The organism is Massilia violaceinigra (genome assembly GCF_002752675.1).
Taxonomy (GTDB): Bacteria; Pseudomonadota; Gammaproteobacteria; order Burkholderiales; family Burkholderiaceae_D; genus Telluria_A; species Telluria_A violaceinigra.
On record NZ_CP024608.1, the window covers coordinates 1,222,250 to 1,242,947 of the forward strand.

General features: G+C 65.0%; 21 protein-coding genes. 11 read left to right on the forward strand and 10 right to left on the reverse strand.

Annotation, left to right across the window (positions count from 1 at the left end):
- Positions 1 to 140: 140 nt before the first annotated feature.
- From queC to CR152_RS05590, 7 genes are all read left to right on the forward strand, one after another.
- Positions 141 to 845 carry a 7-cyano-7-deazaguanine synthase QueC gene (gene queC, locus CR152_RS05565; protein ID WP_099874034.1) on the forward strand — a complete coding sequence of 235 codons (705 nt, stop codon included), beginning with the start codon at positions 141 to 143 and terminating at the stop codon, positions 843 to 845.
- Positions 842 to 1,327, forward strand: coding sequence for a DUF805 domain-containing protein (locus CR152_RS05570; RefSeq protein WP_099874035.1), 486 nt, complete (start codon positions 842 to 844; stop codon positions 1,325 to 1,327). The genes queC and CR152_RS05570 overlap by 4 nt, the downstream gene beginning before the upstream one ends.
- 233 nt (positions 1,328 to 1,560) lie before the next feature.
- Positions 1,561 to 2,766 carry a LodA/GoxA family CTQ-dependent oxidase gene (locus tag CR152_RS33770; protein ID WP_208640076.1) on the forward strand — a complete coding sequence of 402 codons (1,206 nt, stop codon included), beginning with the start codon at positions 1,561 to 1,563 and terminating at the stop codon, positions 2,764 to 2,766.
- Positions 2,739 to 3,701, forward strand: coding sequence for a LodA/GoxA family CTQ-dependent oxidase (locus CR152_RS33775; protein WP_208640077.1), 963 nt, complete (start codon positions 2,739 to 2,741; stop codon positions 3,699 to 3,701). Before CR152_RS33770 ends, CR152_RS33775 begins: the two co-directional genes overlap by 28 nt.
- Positions 3,679 to 4,869, forward strand: coding sequence for an FAD-dependent monooxygenase (locus tag CR152_RS05580; RefSeq protein WP_157778336.1), 1,191 nt, complete (start codon positions 3,679 to 3,681; stop codon positions 4,867 to 4,869). Before CR152_RS33775 ends, CR152_RS05580 begins: the two co-directional genes overlap by 23 nt.
- A gap of 394 nt (positions 4,870 to 5,263) precedes the next feature.
- Positions 5,264 to 6,007 (forward strand): metallophosphoesterase family protein, encoded by a 744-nt coding sequence (locus CR152_RS05585; RefSeq protein WP_099874037.1) that lies wholly within the window; start codon positions 5,264 to 5,266, stop codon positions 6,005 to 6,007.
- Between the two features lie 86 nt (positions 6,008 to 6,093).
- On the forward strand, positions 6,094 to 9,144 hold the full coding sequence (locus CR152_RS05590) for a CHASE domain-containing protein (protein WP_229413286.1): 3,051 nt from the start codon (positions 6,094 to 6,096) through the stop codon (positions 9,142 to 9,144).
- Here the strand turns inward: CR152_RS05590 and CR152_RS05595 are convergent.
- Positions 9,131 to 9,514 carry a hypothetical protein gene (locus CR152_RS05595; protein WP_099874038.1) on the reverse strand — a complete coding sequence of 128 codons (384 nt, stop codon included), beginning with the start codon at positions 9,512 to 9,514 and terminating at the stop codon, positions 9,131 to 9,133. The two genes, CR152_RS05590 and CR152_RS05595, sit on opposite strands and share 14 nt — an antisense overlap.
- 248 nt (positions 9,515 to 9,762) lie before the next feature.
- Between CR152_RS05595 and CR152_RS05600 the strand changes: the two genes are divergently transcribed.
- Positions 9,763 to 10,008: a hypothetical protein gene (locus CR152_RS05600; protein WP_099874039.1), complete on the forward strand. Its 246-nt coding sequence runs from the start codon at positions 9,763 to 9,765 to the stop codon at positions 10,006 to 10,008.
- 47 nt (positions 10,009 to 10,055) lie between these two features.
- On the opposite strand, the gene CR152_RS05605 is transcribed toward CR152_RS05600, so the two are convergent.
- Positions 10,056 to 10,946 (reverse strand): choice-of-anchor A family protein, encoded by an 891-nt coding sequence (locus CR152_RS05605; RefSeq protein ID WP_229413287.1) that lies wholly within the window; start codon positions 10,944 to 10,946, stop codon positions 10,056 to 10,058.
- 364 nt (positions 10,947 to 11,310) lie between these two features.
- Here CR152_RS05605 and CR152_RS05610 point away from each other — a divergent pair, with 364 nt between their 5' ends.
- Both CR152_RS05610 and CR152_RS05615 read left to right on the forward strand, forming a co-directional pair.
- Complete coding sequence (locus CR152_RS05610) at positions 11,311 to 11,811, forward strand: hypothetical protein (RefSeq protein ID WP_099874040.1); 501 nt, start codon at positions 11,311 to 11,313, stop codon at positions 11,809 to 11,811.
- Positions 11,812 to 11,852: 41 nt separating this feature from the next.
- On the forward strand, positions 11,853 to 13,814 hold the full coding sequence (locus CR152_RS05615) for a GAF domain-containing sensor histidine kinase (protein ID WP_099874041.1): 1,962 nt from the start codon (positions 11,853 to 11,855) through the stop codon (positions 13,812 to 13,814).
- Positions 13,815 to 13,841: 27 nt separating this feature from the next.
- On the opposite strand, the gene CR152_RS05620 is transcribed toward CR152_RS05615, so the two are convergent.
- The 4 genes from CR152_RS05620 to CR152_RS05635 all read right to left on the reverse strand — a co-directional run bounded on the left by CR152_RS05620 (position 13,842) and on the right by CR152_RS05635 (position 17,409).
- Positions 13,842 to 14,471 carry an RES family NAD+ phosphorylase gene (locus CR152_RS05620; RefSeq protein WP_157778337.1) on the reverse strand — a complete coding sequence of 210 codons (630 nt, stop codon included), beginning with the start codon at positions 14,469 to 14,471 and terminating at the stop codon, positions 13,842 to 13,844.
- A complete protein-coding gene (locus tag CR152_RS05625) occupies positions 14,468 to 14,911 on the reverse strand; it encodes a hypothetical protein (RefSeq protein ID WP_157778338.1) in 444 nt (147 codons plus the stop codon). Before CR152_RS05625 ends, CR152_RS05620 begins: the two co-directional genes overlap by 4 nt.
- A gap of 78 nt (positions 14,912 to 14,989) precedes the next feature.
- Entirely contained in the window at positions 14,990 to 16,495 is a 1,506-nt protein-coding gene (locus CR152_RS05630) for a response regulator (protein ID WP_099874044.1), read from the reverse strand.
- A 176-nt stretch (positions 16,496 to 16,671) separates the two neighbouring features.
- Complete coding sequence (locus CR152_RS05635) at positions 16,672 to 17,409, reverse strand: DNA-formamidopyrimidine glycosylase family protein (protein ID WP_099874045.1); 738 nt, start codon at positions 17,407 to 17,409, stop codon at positions 16,672 to 16,674.
- A gap of 159 nt (positions 17,410 to 17,568) precedes the next feature.
- Between CR152_RS05635 and CR152_RS05640 the strand changes: the two genes are divergently transcribed.
- Positions 17,569 to 18,075 (forward strand): DUF3016 domain-containing protein, encoded by a 507-nt coding sequence (locus CR152_RS05640; protein ID WP_099882030.1) that lies wholly within the window; start codon positions 17,569 to 17,571, stop codon positions 18,073 to 18,075.
- Between the two features lie 33 nt (positions 18,076 to 18,108).
- Here CR152_RS05640 and CR152_RS05645 read toward each other — a convergent pair whose 3' ends face one another.
- The 4 genes from CR152_RS05645 to CR152_RS05660 form a co-directional block, all read right to left on the reverse strand.
- A complete protein-coding gene (locus CR152_RS05645; RefSeq protein ID WP_099874046.1) occupies positions 18,109 to 19,035 on the reverse strand; it encodes a hypothetical protein in 927 nt (308 codons plus the stop codon).
- A gap of 26 nt (positions 19,036 to 19,061) precedes the next feature.
- Positions 19,062 to 19,532 (reverse strand): hypothetical protein, encoded by a 471-nt coding sequence (locus CR152_RS05650; protein WP_099874047.1) that lies wholly within the window; start codon positions 19,530 to 19,532, stop codon positions 19,062 to 19,064.
- A 16-nt stretch (positions 19,533 to 19,548) separates the two neighbouring features.
- Positions 19,549 to 20,142, reverse strand: coding sequence for an RNA polymerase sigma factor (locus tag CR152_RS05655; RefSeq protein WP_229413288.1), 594 nt, complete (start codon positions 20,140 to 20,142; stop codon positions 19,549 to 19,551).
- A gap of 64 nt (positions 20,143 to 20,206) precedes the next feature.
- Positions 20,207 to 20,650 carry a thioesterase family protein gene (locus tag CR152_RS05660; RefSeq protein WP_099874049.1) on the reverse strand — a complete coding sequence of 148 codons (444 nt, stop codon included), beginning with the start codon at positions 20,648 to 20,650 and terminating at the stop codon, positions 20,207 to 20,209.
- Positions 20,651 to 20,698 lie beyond the last annotated feature (48 nt).

The following is a 20,698-nucleotide window of genomic DNA, read 5'->3' on the forward strand; positions in this document are numbered from 1 at the left end:
TTCGCCGCTGGCGCGGCGTCCGGGCTGTTGTTTTGTCTGGTGTTGCGGGAAACATGTCGCTCCATTCGGGAAAATGCTTTTGGCATCTTACCGGATCGGCCTGAATGATGGCGAACGTCTAATGATTTGGAAAATACACTATGCAACAAGCTGACGGCGCACTGGTTTTGTTTAGCGGCGGGCAAGACTCCGCCACCTGCCTGGCCTGGGCGCTGGAACGCTACGGGCGGGTCGAAACCATCGGTTTCGACTACGGCCAGCGCCACGCGATCGAACTGACCGTGCGCCCCACGGTGCTGGGCAAGATGCGGGCATTGAAGCCCGATTGGGATGCGCGCCTGGGGGAGGATCACATGGTCGACCTGTCCCTGATCAGCAAGATTTCGGACACCGCCATGACCAGCAACGTGGCCATCGAAATGCAGGCCAACGGGCTGCCCAATACCTTTGTACCGGGCCGCAACCTGCTGTTCATGACCGTGGCGGCTACGGTGGCTTACCGGCGCGGCTTGAATGTGCTGGTCGGCGGCATGTGCGAAACCGATTTTTCCGGCTATCCGGATTGCCGCGACGACACCATGAAGGCGCTGCAGGTCGCGCTCAACCTGGGCATGGCCACGCGCCTGAAGCTGGAAACGCCGCTGATGTGGATCGACAAGAAGCAAACCTGGCAGCTGGCGCACGAAGCCGGCGGCGACGCCCTGGTCGACCTGATCCGGGAAGACACCCACACCTGCTACCTGGGCGAGCGCGGCGCGCTGCATGCCTGGGGCTACGGTTGCGGCACCTGCCCGGCCTGCGCCCTGCGCGCGCGCGGCTACCTGCAGTACGCCGGCGCCGCATGAACGAGGCTGGGGAGCCGGCCGGGCCGGTTCATTACCAGCCGCATCTGTTCCAGGCAGCGGGCCGCATCGGCCGCGTGCGCTACATGGCGTATTCCATCGCACCGGTGGCGCTGTACCTGCTGTTCTCGTTCTGCGTGCTCTACTTCCGCACGGACCAGGTAGTCGACCTGCGTTTTCCGCTCCTGCTCCTGACCAGCGCGCTGCTGGCCGTGATTGCCTCGCGCCGGCTGCGCGACATCGGCCTGCCGTGGTGGCTGGCCGCGCTGCTGTTCGTCCCCATGGCGGGCGCGCCGGCATGGCTGCACTGGCTGGTGTTCGCCGCGCTGTCCCTCCTGCCCGGCAGCGAGCTGGCCAACCGGGACGGACCAGCACCCTGCGCCAACGATGGCCTCACGGTCGCCGCCGCTTACCTATGGATCGTACTGTTCGCGGGCGCCGCCTGGCTGATGCTGTCGCTGCGCGAGAGCCTGATGGCCATGTGAATGGCCGACAAAGGCAACAACACGATTATTCATTTTGCATGATTTATTTATTTGCAATATTGTTGTCAAAATAATTCCTCCGTAGGACATTCAGGACAGGCACAACGGGGGGCCGTTCCTACCGGCCCCGCGGCCTGCTGCCCCGCGCTTTTCTCACCGCCTGCGCTCTGGTTTTAGTCTTTCCGCTGTTGAATTTCATGGTTCGTCCATCAATCAATCAGGAGACTTCTTACATGCCATCCCCCGTCAGTTACCGTATTCACCCGTCGATCGGCGTCGGCCGCGTCGGCAACAGCCTGGACGCGTATTACCTTGCGCCCGACAGCATCGGCGGCTTGCCGATCGAAGCGAGCGCCAGCGGCGATCCGGTGTTCGAAAACAATGCGCCCAAAAGGGTGACCCAGTTCAAGGATGCGAAAGGCCGCATCAAGCGCCAGGCGGCCACCTTTGCCATCTATCAGTCCACCCCGGACGGATTGGGCGAAGTCGAGCTGGACCTGACGGGCGACCTGGTCGAATCGGTGGTGTGGTCCGTTCACGTTGCCAATAAAAAATCGGCGTGGTGGGATTTCGTGCCCTTGCTGGGCGACCTGATGTTCGGCAAGTACAACAGCTACGAAACCTGGCAGGCGCCGCCCGCCGCCTGGGATGTGGGCTCGGCCGCCTGGACCGGATACCGCAATTCGGACACCACCGGCGACGCGCGCCAGGCCCTGATCATCGATCCGGGACCACGCAGCGTGACCGGTGCGCTGGCGGCGCCGGTGGAATTTACCGCCGACACGGTTCCCGAAGGCTACACCCACGCCTCCTTCCCGCCGACGAACGTCAGCCAGGGCTTGCCGGTGAAGTCGCTCGGCGAAATCCGCACCGATTCGCGCGCCAACCTGCTGGTGCTGGGCGGCTTCGGCCACGCCGGCGGCAACGAGAGCATCACCGGTTTCGGCGGCGGCAATACCTGGAACGACGATATCGCCGACGGTCCGGTGACGGCGCTCATCACCTTCAAGGACCAGACGCAGGTCACGCTGTCGGCCTGGGTGGTGATCGGTTCCCCCAAATTCGCGCCCCAGCTGGTCAATGTGTCGACCTGGGACGATGTGGCGCTCGACTGCGCGCTCAAATACCAGGGCGCCCGGCCCGACGTGTACGACCTGGCCAGGTGGGCGGACACGAGCGGCTGGAATCCGGAGTACAAGGTCAACTACTGGGAAGACATCAAGCCGTTCCTGAACCGGATGGCGGACTACCAGTGGGTGGCGACGGTGCCGTCGATGACGGCGTTCATCAATCCACCCTTCGATCCGAGCGACGCCAGCGAAGCGGCGCGGCCGCAGCGCGAGCAGTTCCTGCGCTACTTCCGCCAGCCGCCGACCCGGCGGCCGGCTTTACCGATGGCCAGAACCAGCAATTGTTCAGCAGCGGCTTGCAGGACGTGACGGGCGTGCCGCTGGTGCCGATGAATTCGGGTTCGAATTCGGTGCGCAACAATGTGATCGACAAGTTTTCGGTGCTGACCGATACCCAGTATTTCCTGCTCAAACAGTGGGCGGCGGGCCAGTTCGAACCGAACGCGCCGGCGTTGACCATTCCCAATGTGCATCCGCTGGACCGGGCCGGGATCGGCAATTGCGTGGGCGAGCCGATGTGTCCCGGCATCGAAGTGACCTGGTCGGTGCGCAATCCGACCGTGTATGCGGCGCCGTACGAAATTCGCCACCGCCATGACGCAGCGTATTACGTCAGCAACGGCCTGTCATGGTCCGAGGACGAGACCGCGCCGATCGACTGGAGCGCGCCGACCGTGGGCGCCGGTTGCGAGCCGGGCGACCTGACCAAGCGCATGGCCATTCCGTGGCAGGCCGACTTCTTCGATTGCTCGGTCCAGTTCATCAATTTCGACAATCCGAACGAGGTCAAGAACCCGATCTCGATGATCCCCACGCCGCCCACCTACTATTCGTACTGGTGGCCGCCGCAAAGCCCGTGGAACGTCATCGCCGGCGCCTACACGGCCGAGGAGCAGAAGCTGACCGGGGTGCCGGCCGGGATGCAGGTGATGTACAGCCGCGGCGTGAACAGCTTCACGCAGATGATCACGTCGTGGAAGTACCTCGGCTTCGTGGCCAACCAGAATCCCGATCCGGTCTACGGGCGCCAGTATCCGTACTTTGCGGAGCAGGAGCGCAATCACGACCGCTTCAACCTGGCCAGCGTGGCGGTGGGCAATGTGAGCAGCTTCGTCACCGGCGACGATTCGAATTTCTATCCGGCTTGGTTCCTCAAGGATGAAGATCCCGAGCCGCAGACACGCCAGGGCGACAAACCGCGCAAGATCCTCACCTCGTCCCATGGCCGCACCAGCCGCCGCTGATACGGACGGGCCACGAGAGGCCGGGCCGCGAGAGGCCGGGCCGCGCGCCGGCGATGACGACGCCGATTTCGACGTCGTCATCCTCGGTGCCGGGCCGGCGGGCGCCGCCGCGGCGATTACCCTGCGCCGCTTTACCGGGCTGCGCGTGGCGATCGTCGAGCGGCGCCTGTTCGATCCGTTCCGTCCCGGCGAGACCGTCTCGCCGGCCTTGTTTCCACTGATCGACTACCTGGGTATCGCGCGCGCCGGGTTCGAGGAGCGCCATCTGCAATCGTATGCGCACGCGGCCGCCTGGGGTGGCGAGCAGCTGGTGGTGCGCGATTTTCTGTTCAACGGCCAGGGCAGCGGCCTGCACCTGGACCGCATGGCGTTCGACAGCATGCTGCTGGAGCAGGCCGGCAAGCTGGGTGCGGTGATCCTGCAGCCGGCCGAGCCGCTGGCGGTGACGCCCGGCGCGCGCTGGACCATCAGCGTGCGCCATGGCGAACGGCGGCGCGCGCTAAGTGCCGCTTACGTCATCGATTGCAGCGGGCGCAACAGCGTGATGGTGCGCCAGCAGCAGTGTCCGGTGCTGCAGACCGACCGCATGGTGGGGGTGTATGCCTACTACGAGGCCGGCGACGATCAGGAGCGGGTGCAGCGCACGCTGGTCGAAACGACAGCGGACGGCTGGTTTTACCTGGCGCCGCTGCCGGGGCGGCGCACGGCGGTGGCCTTCATGACCGATGCCGACACCTTGCGCACGCTGGACTTGCTCGATCCGGAGCAATGGCGGCGCCATGCGCTGGCAACCCAGCATATCGGCGCGCTGGTGCGGGAACTGCCGGCGCCGCAAGCGTTCCGCCAGTATCCGATCCACAGCCGGGTGGCGCGCTTGCCGGCCAATGCGGCGTGGACGGCGGCCGGGGATGCGGCGGCCAGCTTCGATCCGGTATCGTCGCTGGGGATCGGGCATGCGCTCAGTTCGGGCATGCATGCCGGCCGGGTGGCGCATGCGCATGTGGAGCAGGGCGGCGGGCTGGGGGAGGGCTACCGGCAATCGCTGCTCGATCACTTCCAGGCGTATGTGGCAACCAGGCGCAGCTTGTATGCGAATGAGCAGCGCTGGCCGGGGTCGGGGTTCTGGCAGCGGCGCCTGATGGACGGGCGGGAGCGCTCGGCGGCTTGAGGAATCGGGCGGCGTGTCGCAGCACGTTGCGTGTACTCCATCATCGTTCCTGTCCCCGCCATCGTGGTGCCGGTGCCGGTGCCGCCCTTTGGTTCCGGCGCCACCCTCACCGTCACGGCACCCACCCCTCGTCGTCCCCGCGCAGGCGGGGACCCAAGTTCGTTGAGCCCTCGAATACGCTACAGACTTGGGTCCCCGCATGCGCGGGGACGACGGTGGGGGCAGGTGACAAATTTTCCAGCCTGCGTGGCGTGCCGATGAGCAAGGAGCGAGGGGAGCGCCTCCCGAACAGGCGGCCTCGGCAGCACATCCCACGCTATAATGAAGTTGAACACTAGTCATCAATTGTAAAATAACAATCTTAATTGCGCGCCAAGCGACGCCGTCCCCCACCATGCGCCTTGCCCTGCTGACCGACCTGCACGCCAATCGCGAAGCCCTCGATGCTTGCCTGACGCATGCGCGCGCCCAGAAAGCCGACCAGTACGCGTTTACGGGCGACTTTGTCGGCTACGGCGCCGATCCGGCCTGGGTGCTCGATACCGTGATGGAGCACGTGGCGCGCGGGGCGGTGGCGGTGCAGGGCAATCACGATTATTCGGTCACCCATGAAACGCGGCCGCAGATGCATTTCGAGGCGCGCGAAGTGATCGAGTGGACCCGCGGCCAGCTCAGCGGCGAGCAGATGGCTTTCCTGTCCGGCTTGCCGCTGACCCAGGAGTTCGAGCGCATGCTGTTCGTCCACGCCAGCGCCCACGACCCGGTCAAGTGGGAATACGTGACCGGGCTGGAACCGGCCGAGCGCAGCCTGCGCGCGGCGCGCAAGCGCATGGTGTTTTCCGGCCACGTGCACACGCCCGCGCTGTACCGGCGCGCCGACGACGGACGCATGGGCTCGCACGTGCCGGTGCCGGGCACGCGCATCGCGATCGCGCCCCAGCACCAGTACCTGGTGATTCCGGGCGCGGTGGGCCAGCCGCGCGACGGCAACAGCGCCGCCTGCTACGCGCTGTACGACGATGTCGCGCGCGAGCTGGTGTATTACCGCATTCCCTACGATAACGGCGCCGCCGCGCGCCGCGTGATCGCCGCCGGATTGCCGATTGTGTTCGCCATGCGTCTGATTGAGGGCATCTAGACAACAGTCGTATTGCAACGCAAGGTGGGCTAACGTACTATCAGTTGGTAAGTGGCCCGCCGCGGGCCCGTACCAGGATCGCTCCCATGGACAATGCCGCTCCCACCCCGGCCGTACCGTTCCCTTACCCAGGCATGCGCCGGCCCGCGTGGCTCGGCGCCGCTGCGCTGGCGGGGCTGGTGATGGCCTTGTGCCTGTGCCTGACCTGGCAGTTGTGGGAAGCGGCGCGGCGCGAAGCCAAACGCGAGCTGCGCACCGAATTCGAGACGGCCGCGCGCGCGGTGGTCAACCAGCTGGCGCTGCGCATGGCGGCCCATGTGCAGATGCTGCGCGGGGTGCAGGGATTGTTCGCCAGTTCGGATGATGTCACGCGCCAGGAGTTCACCGATTTCGTGCGCACTCAGCAAGCCAATGTCGAGTATCCCGGCATGAAAGGGATCGGCTATATTCTTGCCCTGTCCGACGCCCGGCGCGGCGCGCACCTGGCACAGGTGCGCGGCGGCGGCTTGCCCGACTACGCGATCTCGCCCCCCGGCACGCGCCCGTCCTACGCGCCGCTGATGTACCTCGAACCATTTACCGGTGCCCGCCTGCGCCCGCTCGGCCACGACATGTTTTCCGAGGAGCCGCTGCGCCTGATGCTGGAACAGGCGCGCGACAGCGGCCAGCCGGTCATGTCCGGCAAGGCCACCGTGGCGCGCGAACGCGGGCGGGGCGCTTCCGATGGCGTGCTCATTGCCCTGCCGGTATATATCGGCCGCAAGGCGCCGGACAGCGTCGAGCAGCGGCGCGACCTGCTGCGCGGCTGGGTGTATGCGCCCTTCGTCATGGAAGATCTGATGACGCATGTGGGCGGCGCGCGCGCCGGCGCGCTGGCGCTGGAAATCTACGACGGCAATCGCGCCACGCCGCAGGCGCGCATGGCCGCCGGCGCCGTGCCCTATTTCGGCGCCGCGCCCGCGCTGCGCACCGAACAGCGCCTCGGCATCGCGGGACGGCGCTGGACCCTGGTCATCAGCGCTGGCGCCGGCTTCGGCGCGGCGCAGCAGGACCAGGCGCCGCAACTGGTGCTCACGCTCGGCCTGGCGGTGACGGCGCTGCTCTCCCTGCTGACCTGGATGCTGGCGCGCAGCAGCGCCCTGGCCGGCCGCGCGCTGCGCAAGTCGCAGCTGCTGACGAACCAACTGACCGCGGGCCAGCGGCGCCTGGCCGCGCTGGCCGAGTCGGCACAGCGCTCCGACGCCATGATGCGCAGCATCCTCGACTCGACCTTCGACGCGATTTTGGTCGACAACGGCGACCGCCGCATCCTGGCCTCGAACCAGCGCTTCCGGGCGCTGTGGGGCGTGCCCGACGAGCTCGACCTGACGGCCGACGACGCGGCCTTGGTCGCACACCTGCTGACCCAGCTGGTGCATGCGGGGCCGCTGCTGTACAGCCGCTCGCTGCGGCTGGAGGAGCACGAGGAGCACCGCGAGCTGCTGCGCCTGAAGGATGGGCGCTTCATCGAGCAGTTCACGCGCCCGGTGCGGCTGGGCCACGAAGGTGCCCGCCTGTGGTCGTTTCGCGACATCACCGAGCGCAAGCAGGTCGAACAGCGCGAGCGCGCGCACCGCCACGTGCTCGAACTGCTGGCGCACGGCGCCCCGCTGCAAGCCGTGCTGGGCGCGGTGGTGCTGGGGGTGGAGTCGACCAATAACGGCATGCTGTGCGCGATCCTGCTGCTCGACGATGAAGGGCGCTTCCTGTACACCGGCGCCGCGCCCAGCCTGCCGTGCTTTTTCAATGCCGCCGTCGATGGCTTGCCGGCCGCTCCGGGTTACGGATCGTGCGGCAGCGCGGCCGCCAGCGGCCAGCGCGTCATCGTCGAGAACATCCAGACCCACCCCGACTGGGCGGCCTACCGCGAGATTGCCGCGCGCGCGCAACTGGCGTCGAGCTGGTCGGAACCGATCCGCGGCGCGTCCGGGCGCGTGCTGGGCACCTTCGCGATCTATCACCACACACCGCATTATCCGAGCGCGGCCCATGTGGTGCTGATCGAGCAGGCGGCCCAGCTGGCCGGCATCGCGCTGGAACAGGCCCAGGCCGCGCAAGCGCTGCGCGTGGGCGAGGAGCGCTTTCGCAGCCTGTACGACCACGCCCCGGTGGCGCTGTGGGAGCAGGACTGGTCGGCCGCGCGCGAGGCGGTGGGGCGACTGCAGGCCTGCGGCGTGGACGACCTGGGCGCGTGGCTGCGCGAGCGTCCCGAAGAAACGCAGCGCCTGGCGTCGCTGGTGCGCATCACCGACGTCAACGGCGCTGCGCTGGTGCACGTGGGCGCCTGCGCCAAGGAGCCGGGCACGCTGGGCCTGGCGCAGAACTTCGGCAGCCTGGGCGCCGGCGCATTCATCGACGCGCTGGTGGCGCTGACCGGTGGCGCCCTGTTCCACGAATGCGAGAGCAGTTTCCTGCGAATCGATGGCGTGGCGCGCCAGCACGAACTGACCTTGCTGGTCATGCCGGGACACGCGCAATCGCTCGACTTCGTGATTGCCTCGACGGTCGACATCACCGAGCGCAAACGCATCGACGACGAACTGCAGGCGCTGGCCAGCACCGATTTCCTGACCGGGCTGCCGAACCGGCGCGTGTTCATGGCGCGCCTGGACGACCAGTTCGCGCGGCTGCAGCGCAGCGTGGACGAATGCGCATCGGTGCTGATGCTCGACATCGACCATTTCAAGCGCGTCAACGACGTGTTCGGCCACGCGGTGGGCGACGCGGTGCTGCGCCATATGGCGGCCCTGATGCGGTCGGGCCAGCGCAAGATCGATACCCTGGGCCGGGTCGGCGGGGAGGAATTCGCGGTGCTGCTGCCGGGGACGACCGGCCCGGCGGCGCAGCAGTATGCGGAGCGCCTGCGCCAGAGCGTCGCCGACAGCCCGCTCGATGGCGATGGCCGCGAGATTGCGATCACGGTCAGCATCGGCATCGCTACCATCGAGGCCGGCGATGCGGGCCCGGATGCGGCCCTGATCCGGGCCGACAAGGCGCTGTACCAGGCCAAGGCCGGTGGGCGCAACCGGGTTTGCGACCACGCCGGCGCGTCCGCGCCAAACAGCGTGGACGCGATGGCCGCTTTTACGAAGGCTTGACTGCGTCAATGCCGGCGCGCGGCTTGCGCGCGCGGCTGGCCAGATACCAGATGATGGCCAGCGGGATGGCCAGCGGCAGCAGCAGCGGCGACACCATCACGGCGAGCACGAGGGCGCCGAGCGCCAGGCCCCCAACGGCCAGCACGCCCAGGCCGGCGAAGACCAGCGCCAGGACCATGCCCACGAACAGCATCACGATGCCCGCGATCAGCAGGCCGCCGCCGGCGAACAGCATGCCCACCAGGGCGGCGGCGGGGCCGTTGAACTCATCGCCGTCGATGTTGACCGACATGCCGGACGGGCCCACCATGGCCTCCCAGGCGACCATGATGAACAGGAACAGGAGCAGCAGGGGAGCGTATTTTTTCATGACAGTGGCCTCGGTTGGGGATAGGTGTTTGCTTGGTACGCTTGCACTGTAGCGAGGCTGCTGGCGCGGCGCCATGCGCATGCGACAGACTGCATTTTTGACGGGGTGGGCGGTGCTGCAGGCGGTATCGCCAGCGCTGGCGCGCGCGCCGCCGCGGGTGCATGTCCGACTTACCCAAAACGCAATTTTCTACCTTGAAATTCCCACTTCATTGCCTATACTGAATACTCTGTCGCATGGAGAAGCATATGGACTTTGTACACTATTCAGGGGACCGGTGGGCGGTGGTGGCGGGCGGCTTCGTGGCGCGCCAGTTGCGCATCCTGCTCGCCGGCGGCGGTCCCAAAGGGCCGCCGTCGGCGCCCCCGGCCATTCCACCGATTATCATCACCCCGTTCAACTACGGCACGCCGGCACCGGCCATCGATCCGCGTATCCCTCCGCCCGGTCCGCCGCTGCAGCCGCCCGCGCCGCCGCGCCAGCGGTTCGCATAAAAAAAGCCCACCGAAACAGGTGGGCTTTGTCATGTGGCTCCGTCGGACTAGCGGGTGCGCCGGCGCGCCAGGGCGAGCATCAGCAGGCCCGCGAGCAGCAGGGCGCCGGTGGCCGGCTCCGGTACCGGATTCAGCTTGCCGTCGAACGCTTGCAGATGCAGTTCGCCGTACTGGTCGAGCGACTTGACGAACACGCCGCCCTCGATGTTCTGGTTATTGGTCAGCCGGGCCGATGGCGCCAGGATGGCGCCGCCGAACAGGGCGTTGGTGGTGATGCTGGTGGCATTCCGAAAATTCCAGATCAGCTTGCTGCCGAGGGATTGTGCGGAGCCACCCAGGAAGTTGGCGCCAATTGTCGCAGTCTCATCACTCGCGTTCAGGATCACGGTGGTGGCGTCGCCCAGGTTGAATTCGAATTCGCTCGCCTTGAACACGCCGGCGTCGATCAGGTTGAACACCGCCACACCGCTGGCGTTGGCCACGGCGTTGAAGGTGGCCTTGCCATAGCCGTTGAAGGTGACGGTGCTGCCGGTGCCGCTCATCTGGCTCAGGCTGGCCGAGAGCGCGCCCAGCGCGGCCGCGAAATCGGTCGAGTGCGCCGCATCGGCGTTGGTCTGCATGGTGCCGTCGAGCGAGGGCAGGCGTCCGCCATTGGTGTTGCTGCCGCTCAGGCTGCCGCCGACCCAGGCTGCACCGTTGAGGTTGCTGTTGTGGACATTGCCGTAGATCACGCCGCTGCCGGCATTGATGGCCGCGCCGCTCAGGTTGCCCCCGATGACGGCGCCGAGGGCATTGACCTGCACCCTGTTGGCGTTGCCCATGACGGTCAGGCCGGCGTACTTCGACGCCGGCGTGTCGTTCGCGTGCTGCGCATAGTCGCCACCGGTGGCCGTGCCGCCCACCCAGGTGCGGCCATCGACGTGCGATTGCGAATGCATGTCGGTCAGGACCACGGCGTTGAATTCGCAAGATTTGCTGGGTGCTGAGCGGCGTGGCCGCCGCTTGCGTGGAAAACACGGCGGCGGCGATGGCGGTAGCGGCGAAGCGAAGGTGGCGGGAGATCATGGGATACCTGTGAACGGCGAAGAGGGATGTTGCAGCGCAATATATACGCGCGGCAATATTACCTTTTTTTCAACTGGCAGGCGATCCCGTAATTAGAGGGAGTGCTCTAATCGCTACTTGTGGTGCCTTTCGCGCTTGCGTCGTCCCCTGGCGCTGCGCGGGGCCGACGCTGTGGAATGCGTCGAATTCGACTATCATTCTCCTCTCGGGCAAAGCCCGCTACACCAATGCGACCTCATGACAGAAGAATTTCCCGACGACAGCCCCCACGACGACGACGCGCCCGTCCAGGAACCGCGCCTGTGGAAAGGCAATGGCTGGACCGCGCGCGTGATCAAGAACGAGGATGACGAAGGCTGGGCCGTGGCCATGATCAAGGATGGCGAGCCGGAACCGGCCCTGGTCGGCCCGTGGACCATGGGACGCGATAAAAAGAATCCCAAGCCGCTCGACACCAACGCTTTCAACACCCTGGTCAAGACCGCCGCCGAAGTGCTGCGCCGCCACGAACAGCAATTGCACGCCATGCTGCACAAAAGCACCGTGGTCTCGCACGAAGGCGCCGAAATCAAGGTCACGCTCGATATCGTGCCCGACGACGAGCATCCTTACGCGCTGCTGGCCGCCATCGATGAAGATGGCGAACGGATCGCCCAGGTGCGCATTCCGGCCAACTTCAAATTAACCCCCGCCAGCGCCACAGCCTGGGTCGAAAACGACTTTCGCAACCCTTCCTGACCTGCTAGTATTTCCCTGATGCACTTCTAAAGGGAAATGCGATGGAGAGCCGTCTCGACCGTCTGGAAGCCGTCCAGGCCATGTTGCTGGGCATCGGACAGATCTCGACGGGGTGCGCCGACATCGCCGACTTCGTGGGCGCGGTGCACCGCGCGCTGGGCCGCATCATGTATGCGGCCAATTTTTATGTGGCGCTGAGCGACCGCGAGGAGAACACGGTGCGCTTCGTGTACTACGTCGACGAACGCGACCCCACGCCCGATCCCCAGGAAAAGCTGCGCCTGGCCTCGCCCGAGCAATCGCCCACCGCCTGGGTGATGATGAACCGGCGCAGGCTGGTCATGACGGGCGCCGAGAGCGCCGCGCATGAGGTCGATGGACATACCTGGGGCCGCGGCACGCGCGCCGAGCAGTGGATGGGCTGCCCGCTGCTCGACCATCAGCACCAGGCGCTGGGCGCCATCGTGCTGCAAAGTTACAGTCCGCAACACAGGTACAGCGATGAAGACCAGGCGCTGTTTTCGCTGATCGCCAACCACGTCTCGAATGCGCTGCAAGGCATGCAGAGCATGGACCGGCTCGAACGCGCGGTGCACGAACGCACCGCGCTGCTGGCGCACGAAGTGGCCGAACGGCGCCGCGCCGAAGCGGTCCAGCACGCGCTGTACGAGATCGCCAACCTGTCGGCCTCGGCGGTCGATGCGGAGATGTTGTCGGGTAATCTGCACCACATCATCAGCGAACTGATCGTCGCCGAAAACTTCCTGATCGCGCTGTACCACCCGGACACGCACGAGTTCAGCATCCCGTATTTTGTCGACCAGAAGCATGCCGAGGCGCCGGTCAAGCGTTTCGCTTACGGCGTGGGGATGAGTTCCTACATTTTGGACAGCAAGCAGGCTTGCCTGCACGACGCGGCCAGCTATGCGCGCCTGGTGGCCGAGCGCAGCATGGGCCAGCCGTTGGGCAGCGTCGAGATTGCCAGCTGGATGGGCGCGCCGATGCTGGTGCACGACCGGCCGTACGGGGTGATCATCGTGCAGAGCTACGACCCGGCCATCGTCTACACCGAGGCCGACCTGGAACTGCTGGCCTTCATGGCCAGCCACGTGGCGGTGGCGATCGCGCGCATGCAGGCCGACCGCGCGGTGCGCTTGGCCAAGGAGCGCCTGGAGCAGCAGAATGGCGCCCTGAACACGGCGCTGACGGCGCTGCGCGATGCGCAGAGCGAACTGGTGCGTCAGGAAAAGCTGGCCTCCCTGGGACGGCTGGTGGCGGGCGTGGCGCACGAGATCAATACGCCGCTGGGGATTTGCGTGACCGCCACCAGCCATCTGGTGCAGGAATTGAAACTGACGCGCGAGGAAATGGCGGCCGGCGAGATGACGGAGGATAGCCTGGAGCAGTTTTTCGACATCCTTGAGCAGTCGCTGCGCATCATGACCACCAACACGCAGCGCGCGGCGGCGCTGGTGCGCAGCTTCAAGCAGGTGGCGGTGGACCAGTCGTCGGAAGACATTCGCAGCTTTGAGATGAAGGCCTACCTGGCCGAAGTGCTGCTGTCGCTGCAGCCGCGCCTGAAGGGGCAGCGGGTGTTGGTCGAAGTCGACTGCCCGGAGGATATTGTGCTCGATAGTTTTCCGGGCGCCGTGTCGCAGATCGTGACCAATCTGGTGATGAATTCGCTGGTGCACGGCTACACGCGCGAGCAGGCGGGGCTGATCCGGATCGAGGTGCGGCTCGACGGCGGGCAGGTGTGGTTCGATTACAGCGATGACGGCGCCGGCATGGACCAGGAAACGCTGGCGAAGCTGTTCGATCCGTTCTTCACGACGCGGCGCGGGCAGGGCGGCAGCGGGCTGGGGGCGCACATCGTGTACAACCTGGTGACGGGGCTGCTGGGCGGCTCGGTGAAGGTCGATAGCGCGCCGGGTGAAGGCTTGCATTACCGGCTGCGGTTTCCGCAGAGCCGCAAGCAGGCTGGCGCGGGAGCGGCGGCTTAGCCATCTGTCGGAACGTTGCTGGCCGGGTCAGTGCCTTGGTGTGGATGCTCGGCCACTGGGCAGAATGGCGACATTAAACTTGCTGAGCAGCGCGCTAAATGCCGGATGATTTTTCAATGGCATGACCGTAGACGATCGCTGCAGGCAGGACCTTTCAAACAAGGCAACTGCACGGCCGGTGTTCATTTGCCGACTGACATAGATGATCCCGTCTACATCTGGAAGTTGGTCATGCAACGAGGCGCTAACAAGCATGGAATCCGCATAATCGTCGGACGAGCACAGGTCGTTGTTAAGCCAGAGGGCTTTGAGATATGAGCCAGTGAGATTCACCAATCCAAGGAGCGGCTTTTTCGGGCGCTGGAAGCCAACAATGTGCCTTGCGGCGATATTTTTCTCGTCGATGAACCACGCGCCACTCGAAAATTGCCCGTTTTGATGCAAGATGGTTTCTGCGAAAGCGACGTCCAGCATAAGCGCGGCATAGGTCGTCCCGAACGCCTGGGCAGGATCGTCAAAGCGGTACGCCTTGCTCTTTCCCCAGTATGGTTCGGTTGCCGGGAAACGGCTCAGCCGCACAAGCCGGTTCACGTGGAGGGGCAAGATGTGCAAGATACCCGCTGCGGCAGCAGCCTTGAAGTCCCATCTGGAGCTCAAGTGCGTGCCCAGCTGGCAGCGAGACGCACTACATCGTCAAGGTCGCCATCGGCAACGGCATCTGCAACGATTCTACCGCCCAATGCCCCGTGCTGACGCAGGAAAAACAGCAGTTTGCTCGATGGGTCGACATCGCCCAGCGTGCGGTTGATACGAGCCAGCTTGCTGCGTTCGAGCTTGAGTGCCTCGAGCGCGTACCAGTGCTTGCCCTTGGCCCATACGGCAAATATTTCCCCGCGTTTGCGTGCGGCATGCACTGCCGGGCTGTTGATGTTCCAGGCGTCTGCCACTGCGTTGGCGTCGACCAGGACGCCCTCCTGAATCCATTTCGCCAACACAGCTTCACCGCGCGCGAGCGCACGCATTGTTGCTTCTTCGTTGGCACGCCTGACCGCATCGGCTGCTGGCGTGCCCGGCTGGGGGTGGATTGCTGCTGACATCAATGTCCCTCGACTGTGAGTGGTTTCAGTCTACGTTGGACATGCAAACGGCACAATCGTTCCGAATCAATTACCCGATCAATCTGGCCAGCGCCGGTTGATATCGACCGCAGCGTCGATATTGGCGATCAGCAGCTCCACAAACACCGGATCGAGGTGCTGGCCCGATACCTCGCGCAAGTGCGCCACCACCTCATCCAACGGCCAGGCTTCCTTGTAGCAGCGCTTGTGGCTGAGCGCATCGAACACGTCGGCCACCGCCACGATGCGCGCGTACACATGAATGTCCGGCCCCATCAAGCCCTGCGGATACCCGCTGCCATCGAATTTTTCGTGATGCTGATGGGCGATCACTGCCGCCGCCTTCAAAATCGGCCGCGACGACCCATCCAGGATCGACAGCCCCACGGTCGGGTGCTGCTTCATGATTTCCCATTCCTCGGGCGTGAGCTTGCCGGGCTTGAGCAGCACCGCGTCCGGCGTGGCGATCTTGCCGATGTCGTGCATGGGCGCGGCGTGCATCAGCACCGCCGTTTCATCTTCCGGCATCCCGGACGCCTGCGCCAGCATATGGCACACCTGCGACATGCGCCGCACGTGGTTGCCCGCTTCGTTCGAACGCGATTCGACCACGTCGCCCAGGCGCATGATCAGCTCGGCCTGGGTATCGGTGATCTCTTGCGTGAGCAGGATATTGTCGAAGGCAATCGCCACACCTGAGCAGAACACTTCGAGCAGCTGCGCATCGATGTCGGCGATTTCCTCCACGCCCTTGAGCACCAGCAAGGACGCCTTGCCGCTGCTGTTGGGAAAGTAGCCGACGTAAGTATCGCCATGCAGGCGCGAGATGCGGTTGCTGTGCGCGTCGTCGAGCTGGGCCATCAGTTCCGGGCCGAGCATGGCGTCCCCGATGTCGCCGATCTGGGCCAGGATTTCGTATTCGCTCGTGCCGGTGATGACGCTGGCGCCGGACAGGCGCAGCAGCATGCTTTTTTCCAACCGCAAGAGGGCCACGACCTGCTGCAGCAAGCCGCTGGCGAAGTCTTTCAGATTGCGCTGCTGGAAAATGTGCGATGACGCCGCGATCACCCGCTCCAACCCTTCGCGGTAATTGGCTTGCAGCAGGCGCGCATCCTCGACCTTCATGATGTCGCGGTAGGCGCGCAGGGCGGCGAAGGTGGTGGTGAACAGTTTGGTGCGGTCGAGCTCGGTCTTTTCCTTGTAATCGTTGATGTCGTAATTGACGATCACGCGCTCTTCCGGCGCCTGGCCCGGCTGGCCGGTGCGCAGCACGATGCGGGTGAAGTGGTTGCCCAGGTCTTCGCGCATCCAGCGCGCCACTTCCAGGCCACTGTCGTCGTGCTCCATCACCACGTCGAGAAACACCAGCGCGATATCGCTCTCACGCGCCAGCACTTCCTTGGCCTCTAGGCCGGTGTAGGCATGCAGAAACGTCAGGGCGCGCCCGTCGAGTCGGAAGCGGCTCAGGGTCAGCTTGGTGATGTCGTGAATGTCCGGCTCATCGTCGACCAGCAAAACTTTCCATGGAGCGAGTTTGGGCGTGGCGGATGACAAAAATGACATGAACAAGTTCCGATACCGGTACGTTGCAAGGCAAGCGCATCGGCAGCCAACAAACTGCCGGTGACGCCCGGAGGAGTCCGTTCGATTGTAGACCCACTACCCCCTATTAACAACATGCAATACAAAACCCGTCATGCTTGCACCCGGATTTGGTCAGCGCTGTTGCAAGCGCGCCATTAGCCGTAGCGTTTTTGGCATTTCTCGCAATAAAATGCGCGCCGTTTGGTGAGTCCCAGATGTCCTTTTGAAAAGGGAATATCGCAGCGCGGACAGATGGTCTTGCGGTGCGCCAGCCAATGCTGTTTGAGCACGAACTGCTTTTTCCATTCGAGGAAATCGAAACTGTATTGACGTGCCTGCTCCACCAGGGCGCGCAGCTTGGGCGCCGGCAGCGCGCCGATGGTCGAGAGCGGATGCAGGCGGATGCGGAACAGCACTTCGTTCTTGATGATATTGCCCACGCCGGCGAAGATGGTCTGGTCGAGCAGGGCATCGCAGGCCAGCATGTCGGGCGCGGCGCGCAGCTTCTTGCGCGCCTTGGCCGCGTCCCAGGTGGGCGACATGATGTCGGCGTCCCAGTCGTAGCTGGCGTCGAGGTCGGGTTCGATATGCTTGACGGAACAGGCGTAGAAATTCAGTTCGCTGCCATCGGTAAATTCGAGCGCCATGCGCGGCGGCTTGTCCTTGCGCTCGTCGATGCGGTAGCTGCCGAACAGCATGAAGTGAATGCGCAGCACCGTGTGCGGCAATTCGATGATGAAATGCTTGCCCCAACTGCGCAGCGAGACGATTTTCTGCCCCTCCAGGCTGGGCAGGTCGACAGTCTTGGTGTTGCCAGTGGCACGGGCAATTTCCTTGCCGACGAAACGCGTGGTTTCTTCGCGCAGGATGACGAGCGATGGTCCTTCGGGCACGGTGATCTCCTTTTTTTCCGATTCTGGATTGAAAGCGGGAAAGGCGGTGTGCGGCGACTAACATTTCGATACAAACCGTGACAAATCGTGACCCGACGCCGTTGTCAAAAGCGCGTATATTCAATAGGAAGAAGCGCTGTGCGCATTGAAAGGATGGACATGAAAAACGGATGGATCAAGTTATTGCAAGCGGGCGCGCTGGCTGCGGTGATGGCCCTGCCGGCCAGCGCCGCAACCGCCGTGGCGACGGTGACGTATGCCGAGCCGGACCGCTTTACCGACGTGCCGTTCACGCCATGGGAACGCGAGCGCGTGCTCAAGCAGCTCACGGCCCACTTCGACAAGCTGGCGGCCAGTTTGCCGCCCGGGCAGGAACTCAAGGTGGAGGTGCTCGACCTTGACCTGGCTGGCCAGACCAAGCCGAATTTTCGCGGTGGCCAGGATTTGCGGGTGATGAACGGCGGCGCCGACTGGCCGCATATTCATCTGCGCTACAGCATCAGCGAGGGTGGCAAGGTGCTCAAGTCGGGCGAGGAAAAGCTGAGCAATATGCAGTATCTGCACCGGATGAATTCGTACGGCAACAACGAGCTGCTGCGCTACGAGAAGCAGATGCTCGATGACTGGTTCAAGCAGACCGTGGCGGCGCGCCAGGCGACGCGCTAGGCGACGCGCTAGCCGTCTGGTCCGTCCGGCGCTTCAGCGGTTGCCGGCCGCCGCCTTGGCGCGCTCGGCCATCACATCCCTGACCGTGTAATCGGTCGGCACGGCAAACAGCGCCGCCGCCGGTTCCTCGCGCTTGATGTTGGTCAGGCGGTAGATCCGCTCGCCGCTACGCGGGTCGGTGTGCTTGCTGTACACGGTCACCTTCAGGTCCGGCGCATACCAGCTTTCGTGCGACACCACGATGGCATTGCGGTTGCCGACTTCGCCGGCGGGAATCTCGTAGGTGCGCAGCTTGCCGTCCGCCTTGATGCCGTCGATGTCCTTGCTGCCCAGCTCGCGCGTGCTGGCCTTGGAAGCCCAGCGCATGTCGCCGAAGGCCCCCGCCATGGCCGGGCCGAGGCGCGCACCGGCCATGCTGTCGGCGATCTGGATGCGCACCTTTTCCTGGAACTGCTTGCGCGCTTCGCCATCGCCCCGTTCGACGCCTTTGACGATGACGTCCTCGGCGTCCGCGCGGCGCTCGGGCAGCTTGCCGTCGGCGCGCAGTTGCGCCATCCGGGCCTGGGCGGCGGCGCGCGCAGCTGCGCTCGGGTCGGCCACCCGGGTCGCGCTTTTCTGGCGCGGGTTGAGGATGTAGGTGACCCCTTCGGCCGGCTCGTACAGGGTAATGGTGCGCACGTCGCCGCTCGCATCGCGGATTTCCTGGCGCGTGCGGCCGGCGCTGTCGCGGTAATTCATGGTGTTGCTGGTGCGGCTGATCTCGTTGCCGTCGGCCAGGCGCTGCATCTGTTCCGATACCGCTTCGGCGCTGTAGGGCGCGTTCTTGACGGCCTTGCCGTGCATCGGCATCAGCGGACCGGTAAAGCGCAAGGGATCGGGCGGGGTGCTGACGGCGGCCTGCGCCGCGGGGAGCAGCGCGCTGCCGAGCAGAACGGCGAACAGGAGTGGGGTGGTGTGCATGATGGTCCTTTCCGGGTTGAATGGGATTACTGTGAACTCAGGCGCAGGGCCAGCGGCGCGCCGTCGGCGCCCACCAGCATTTCGGCGCGCACCGAGTCGCCCGCCGTGTCCGGGCTGACCGGCACGCCGAGCGAGGCCAGTTCGGTGCGTGGCAAGGTCGTTTCGAGCATGCGCGGATGGGGTTCCTGCTCGATCCGCTCTTGCGATGCGAGGGCGATGAAGGCGAGGCCGTCGTCAAGCTGCAGCAGCGGCGCGTCGCCGGCGGCGCCGGGCAGGGGCGCGCGCACGATCAGCACGGCGAGCATCGCCGCCGCTGCGCTGCCCAGGCTGCCCGCCAGGCCCCATTGCGCCGGGGACAGGCGCTGATACCAGCGCTTGCGCGCAAACTGCGTGGCAAAGGCGGCCATCAGCGCCTGCTCCACGCGCTCAGGCGTGCTGCAATCGGCGGTAGCGCTGCGCAAGGCGGCGAGGGCGGGATCGATGGGGTCGTGGTTCATGGCGCTCTTTCAGCAATCAGTCGTGCAAGGCGGGACGGTAGGCCGCCAGCCGTTTGGCCAGCGCGGCGCGCCCGCGCGAGAGGCGCGAACGCACGGTGCCGATATCGATCTGGCAGATCTCGGCAATCTCCAGGTAGGACATGTCGTGCAGCTCGTAGAGGATGACGGCGTCGCGGTAGTGGGGCGCCAGCAGGCTTAGTGCGCGCCGCACCTGCTCGGCCAGTTCGTTGTCGAGCAGGCGCGCCAGCGGTTCGCCTTCCTCGCTGCCGGGCTCGAATGCGCTGTCGTCATCGTCGCCGGGATCGGGCAGGCTGGCCAAACGCAGGCGCGGCTGCTCGTGCTTGAGGATCAGATTGCGCGCCACGCCGAACAAAAAGTGCAGCAGCAGCCCGCGCAGCGGGTCGTAGCGCACGCTCCCGGTCAGCAAACCCATGAACACTTCCTGGACGATATCGGCCGCCGTGTCGCCCGAGCCGGTGCGCAGCAGGGCGAAGCGGTACAGGGGCGCCTGATGGCGCTGGTACAGCGTCTGGAATGCCGCGCCCACGCCATCGCGCAGCTGGTGCAGCAGGTCGGTATCAAGCGGTGTGGGTGGGGGCGGCATCGTCATGGTGGTCTCGTCCCTGTATTGCCGCCCGGGGACGAATAAGTTCCAACTATTTTTTGGCGATGACTCAGTCGATCCAGTTCACGCGCGGGAATTTGGCGCGGAAATCGTCCGGCATCGTCACCACTTGCGTGGTTTTGTAGTTGAAGAAGACGAAACCGGACTTGGCCATGGCGATCTGTTTCTTGTCGCGCGGACGGCTCACGCGGAAGATCAGGTCGCCGCCATATTTATTGAAATCCATCACGCCGACCTCGAACAGCAGCTGGTCGCGCGCATGCGCTTCGGCGCGGTAGGTGGTGGCCATGTCGGTGACGATGATGCCGGTGCCGTCGCGCTCGGTTTCGGCGATGCCGAATTCGTACAGGAAGCGCGCACGCGCTTCGGAAATCATCGAAATCATCGAGTCGTTGCCGAGGTGGTTGGCGCCGTTGATGTCGGTTACGCGCACGGTCAGCGGGGTGGTGTAGCAGTACTGCTCTTCCGGAAATTCAAGGATCAGGCGGGCCATAAGGGTACCGGTTCGTGAAAGGCGGGGCGAACGCCGATTCTAGCGCGT

Bases quoted from the DNA above. Each gene is read 5' to 3' on its own strand.
- CR152_RS05600 (WP_099874039.1), top strand. From the start codon at position 9,763: ATGGACTTTGTACACTATTCAGGGGACCGGTGGGCGGTGGTGGCGGGC.
- CR152_RS05655 (WP_229413288.1), bottom strand. From the start codon at position 20,142: ATGACGATGCCGCCCCCACCCACACCGCTTGATACCGACCTGCTGCAC.
- CR152_RS33770 (WP_208640076.1), top strand. From the start codon at position 1,561: ATGCCATCCCCCGTCAGTTACCGTATTCACCCGTCGATCGGCGTCGGC.
- CR152_RS05580 (WP_157778336.1), top strand. From the start codon at position 3,679: ATGGCCGCACCAGCCGCCGCTGATACGGACGGGCCACGAGAGGCCGGG.
- CR152_RS05615 (WP_099874041.1), top strand. From the start codon at position 11,853: ATGGAGAGCCGTCTCGACCGTCTGGAAGCCGTCCAGGCCATGTTGCTG.
- CR152_RS05585 (WP_099874037.1), top strand. From the start codon at position 5,264: ATGCGCCTTGCCCTGCTGACCGACCTGCACGCCAATCGCGAAGCCCTC.
- CR152_RS05640 (WP_099882030.1), top strand. From the start codon at position 17,569: ATGAAAAACGGATGGATCAAGTTATTGCAAGCGGGCGCGCTGGCTGCG.
- CR152_RS05660 (WP_099874049.1), bottom strand. From the start codon at position 20,650: ATGGCCCGCCTGATCCTTGAATTTCCGGAAGAGCAGTACTGCTACACC.
- CR152_RS05645 (WP_099874046.1), bottom strand. From the start codon at position 19,035: ATGCACACCACCCCACTCCTGTTCGCCGTTCTGCTCGGCAGCGCGCTG.
- CR152_RS05630 (WP_099874044.1), bottom strand. From the start codon at position 16,495: ATGTCATTTTTGTCATCCGCCACGCCCAAACTCGCTCCATGGAAAGTT.
- CR152_RS05610 (WP_099874040.1), top strand. From the start codon at position 11,311: ATGACAGAAGAATTTCCCGACGACAGCCCCCACGACGACGACGCGCCC.
- queC (WP_099874034.1), top strand. From the start codon at position 141: ATGCAACAAGCTGACGGCGCACTGGTTTTGTTTAGCGGCGGGCAAGAC.
- CR152_RS05590 (WP_229413286.1), top strand. From the start codon at position 6,094: ATGGACAATGCCGCTCCCACCCCGGCCGTACCGTTCCCTTACCCAGGC.
- CR152_RS05625 (WP_157778338.1), bottom strand. From the start codon at position 14,911: ATGTCAGCAGCAATCCACCCCCAGCCGGGCACGCCAGCAGCCGATGCG.
- CR152_RS05605 (WP_229413287.1), bottom strand. From the start codon at position 10,946: ATGCATTCGCAATCGCACGTCGATGGCCGCACCTGGGTGGGCGGCACG.
- CR152_RS05650 (WP_099874047.1), bottom strand. From the start codon at position 19,532: ATGAACCACGACCCCATCGATCCCGCCCTCGCCGCCTTGCGCAGCGCT.
- CR152_RS05595 (WP_099874038.1), bottom strand. From the start codon at position 9,514: ATGAAAAAATACGCTCCCCTGCTGCTCCTGTTCCTGTTCATCATGGTC.
- CR152_RS05570 (WP_099874035.1), top strand. From the start codon at position 842: ATGAACGAGGCTGGGGAGCCGGCCGGGCCGGTTCATTACCAGCCGCAT.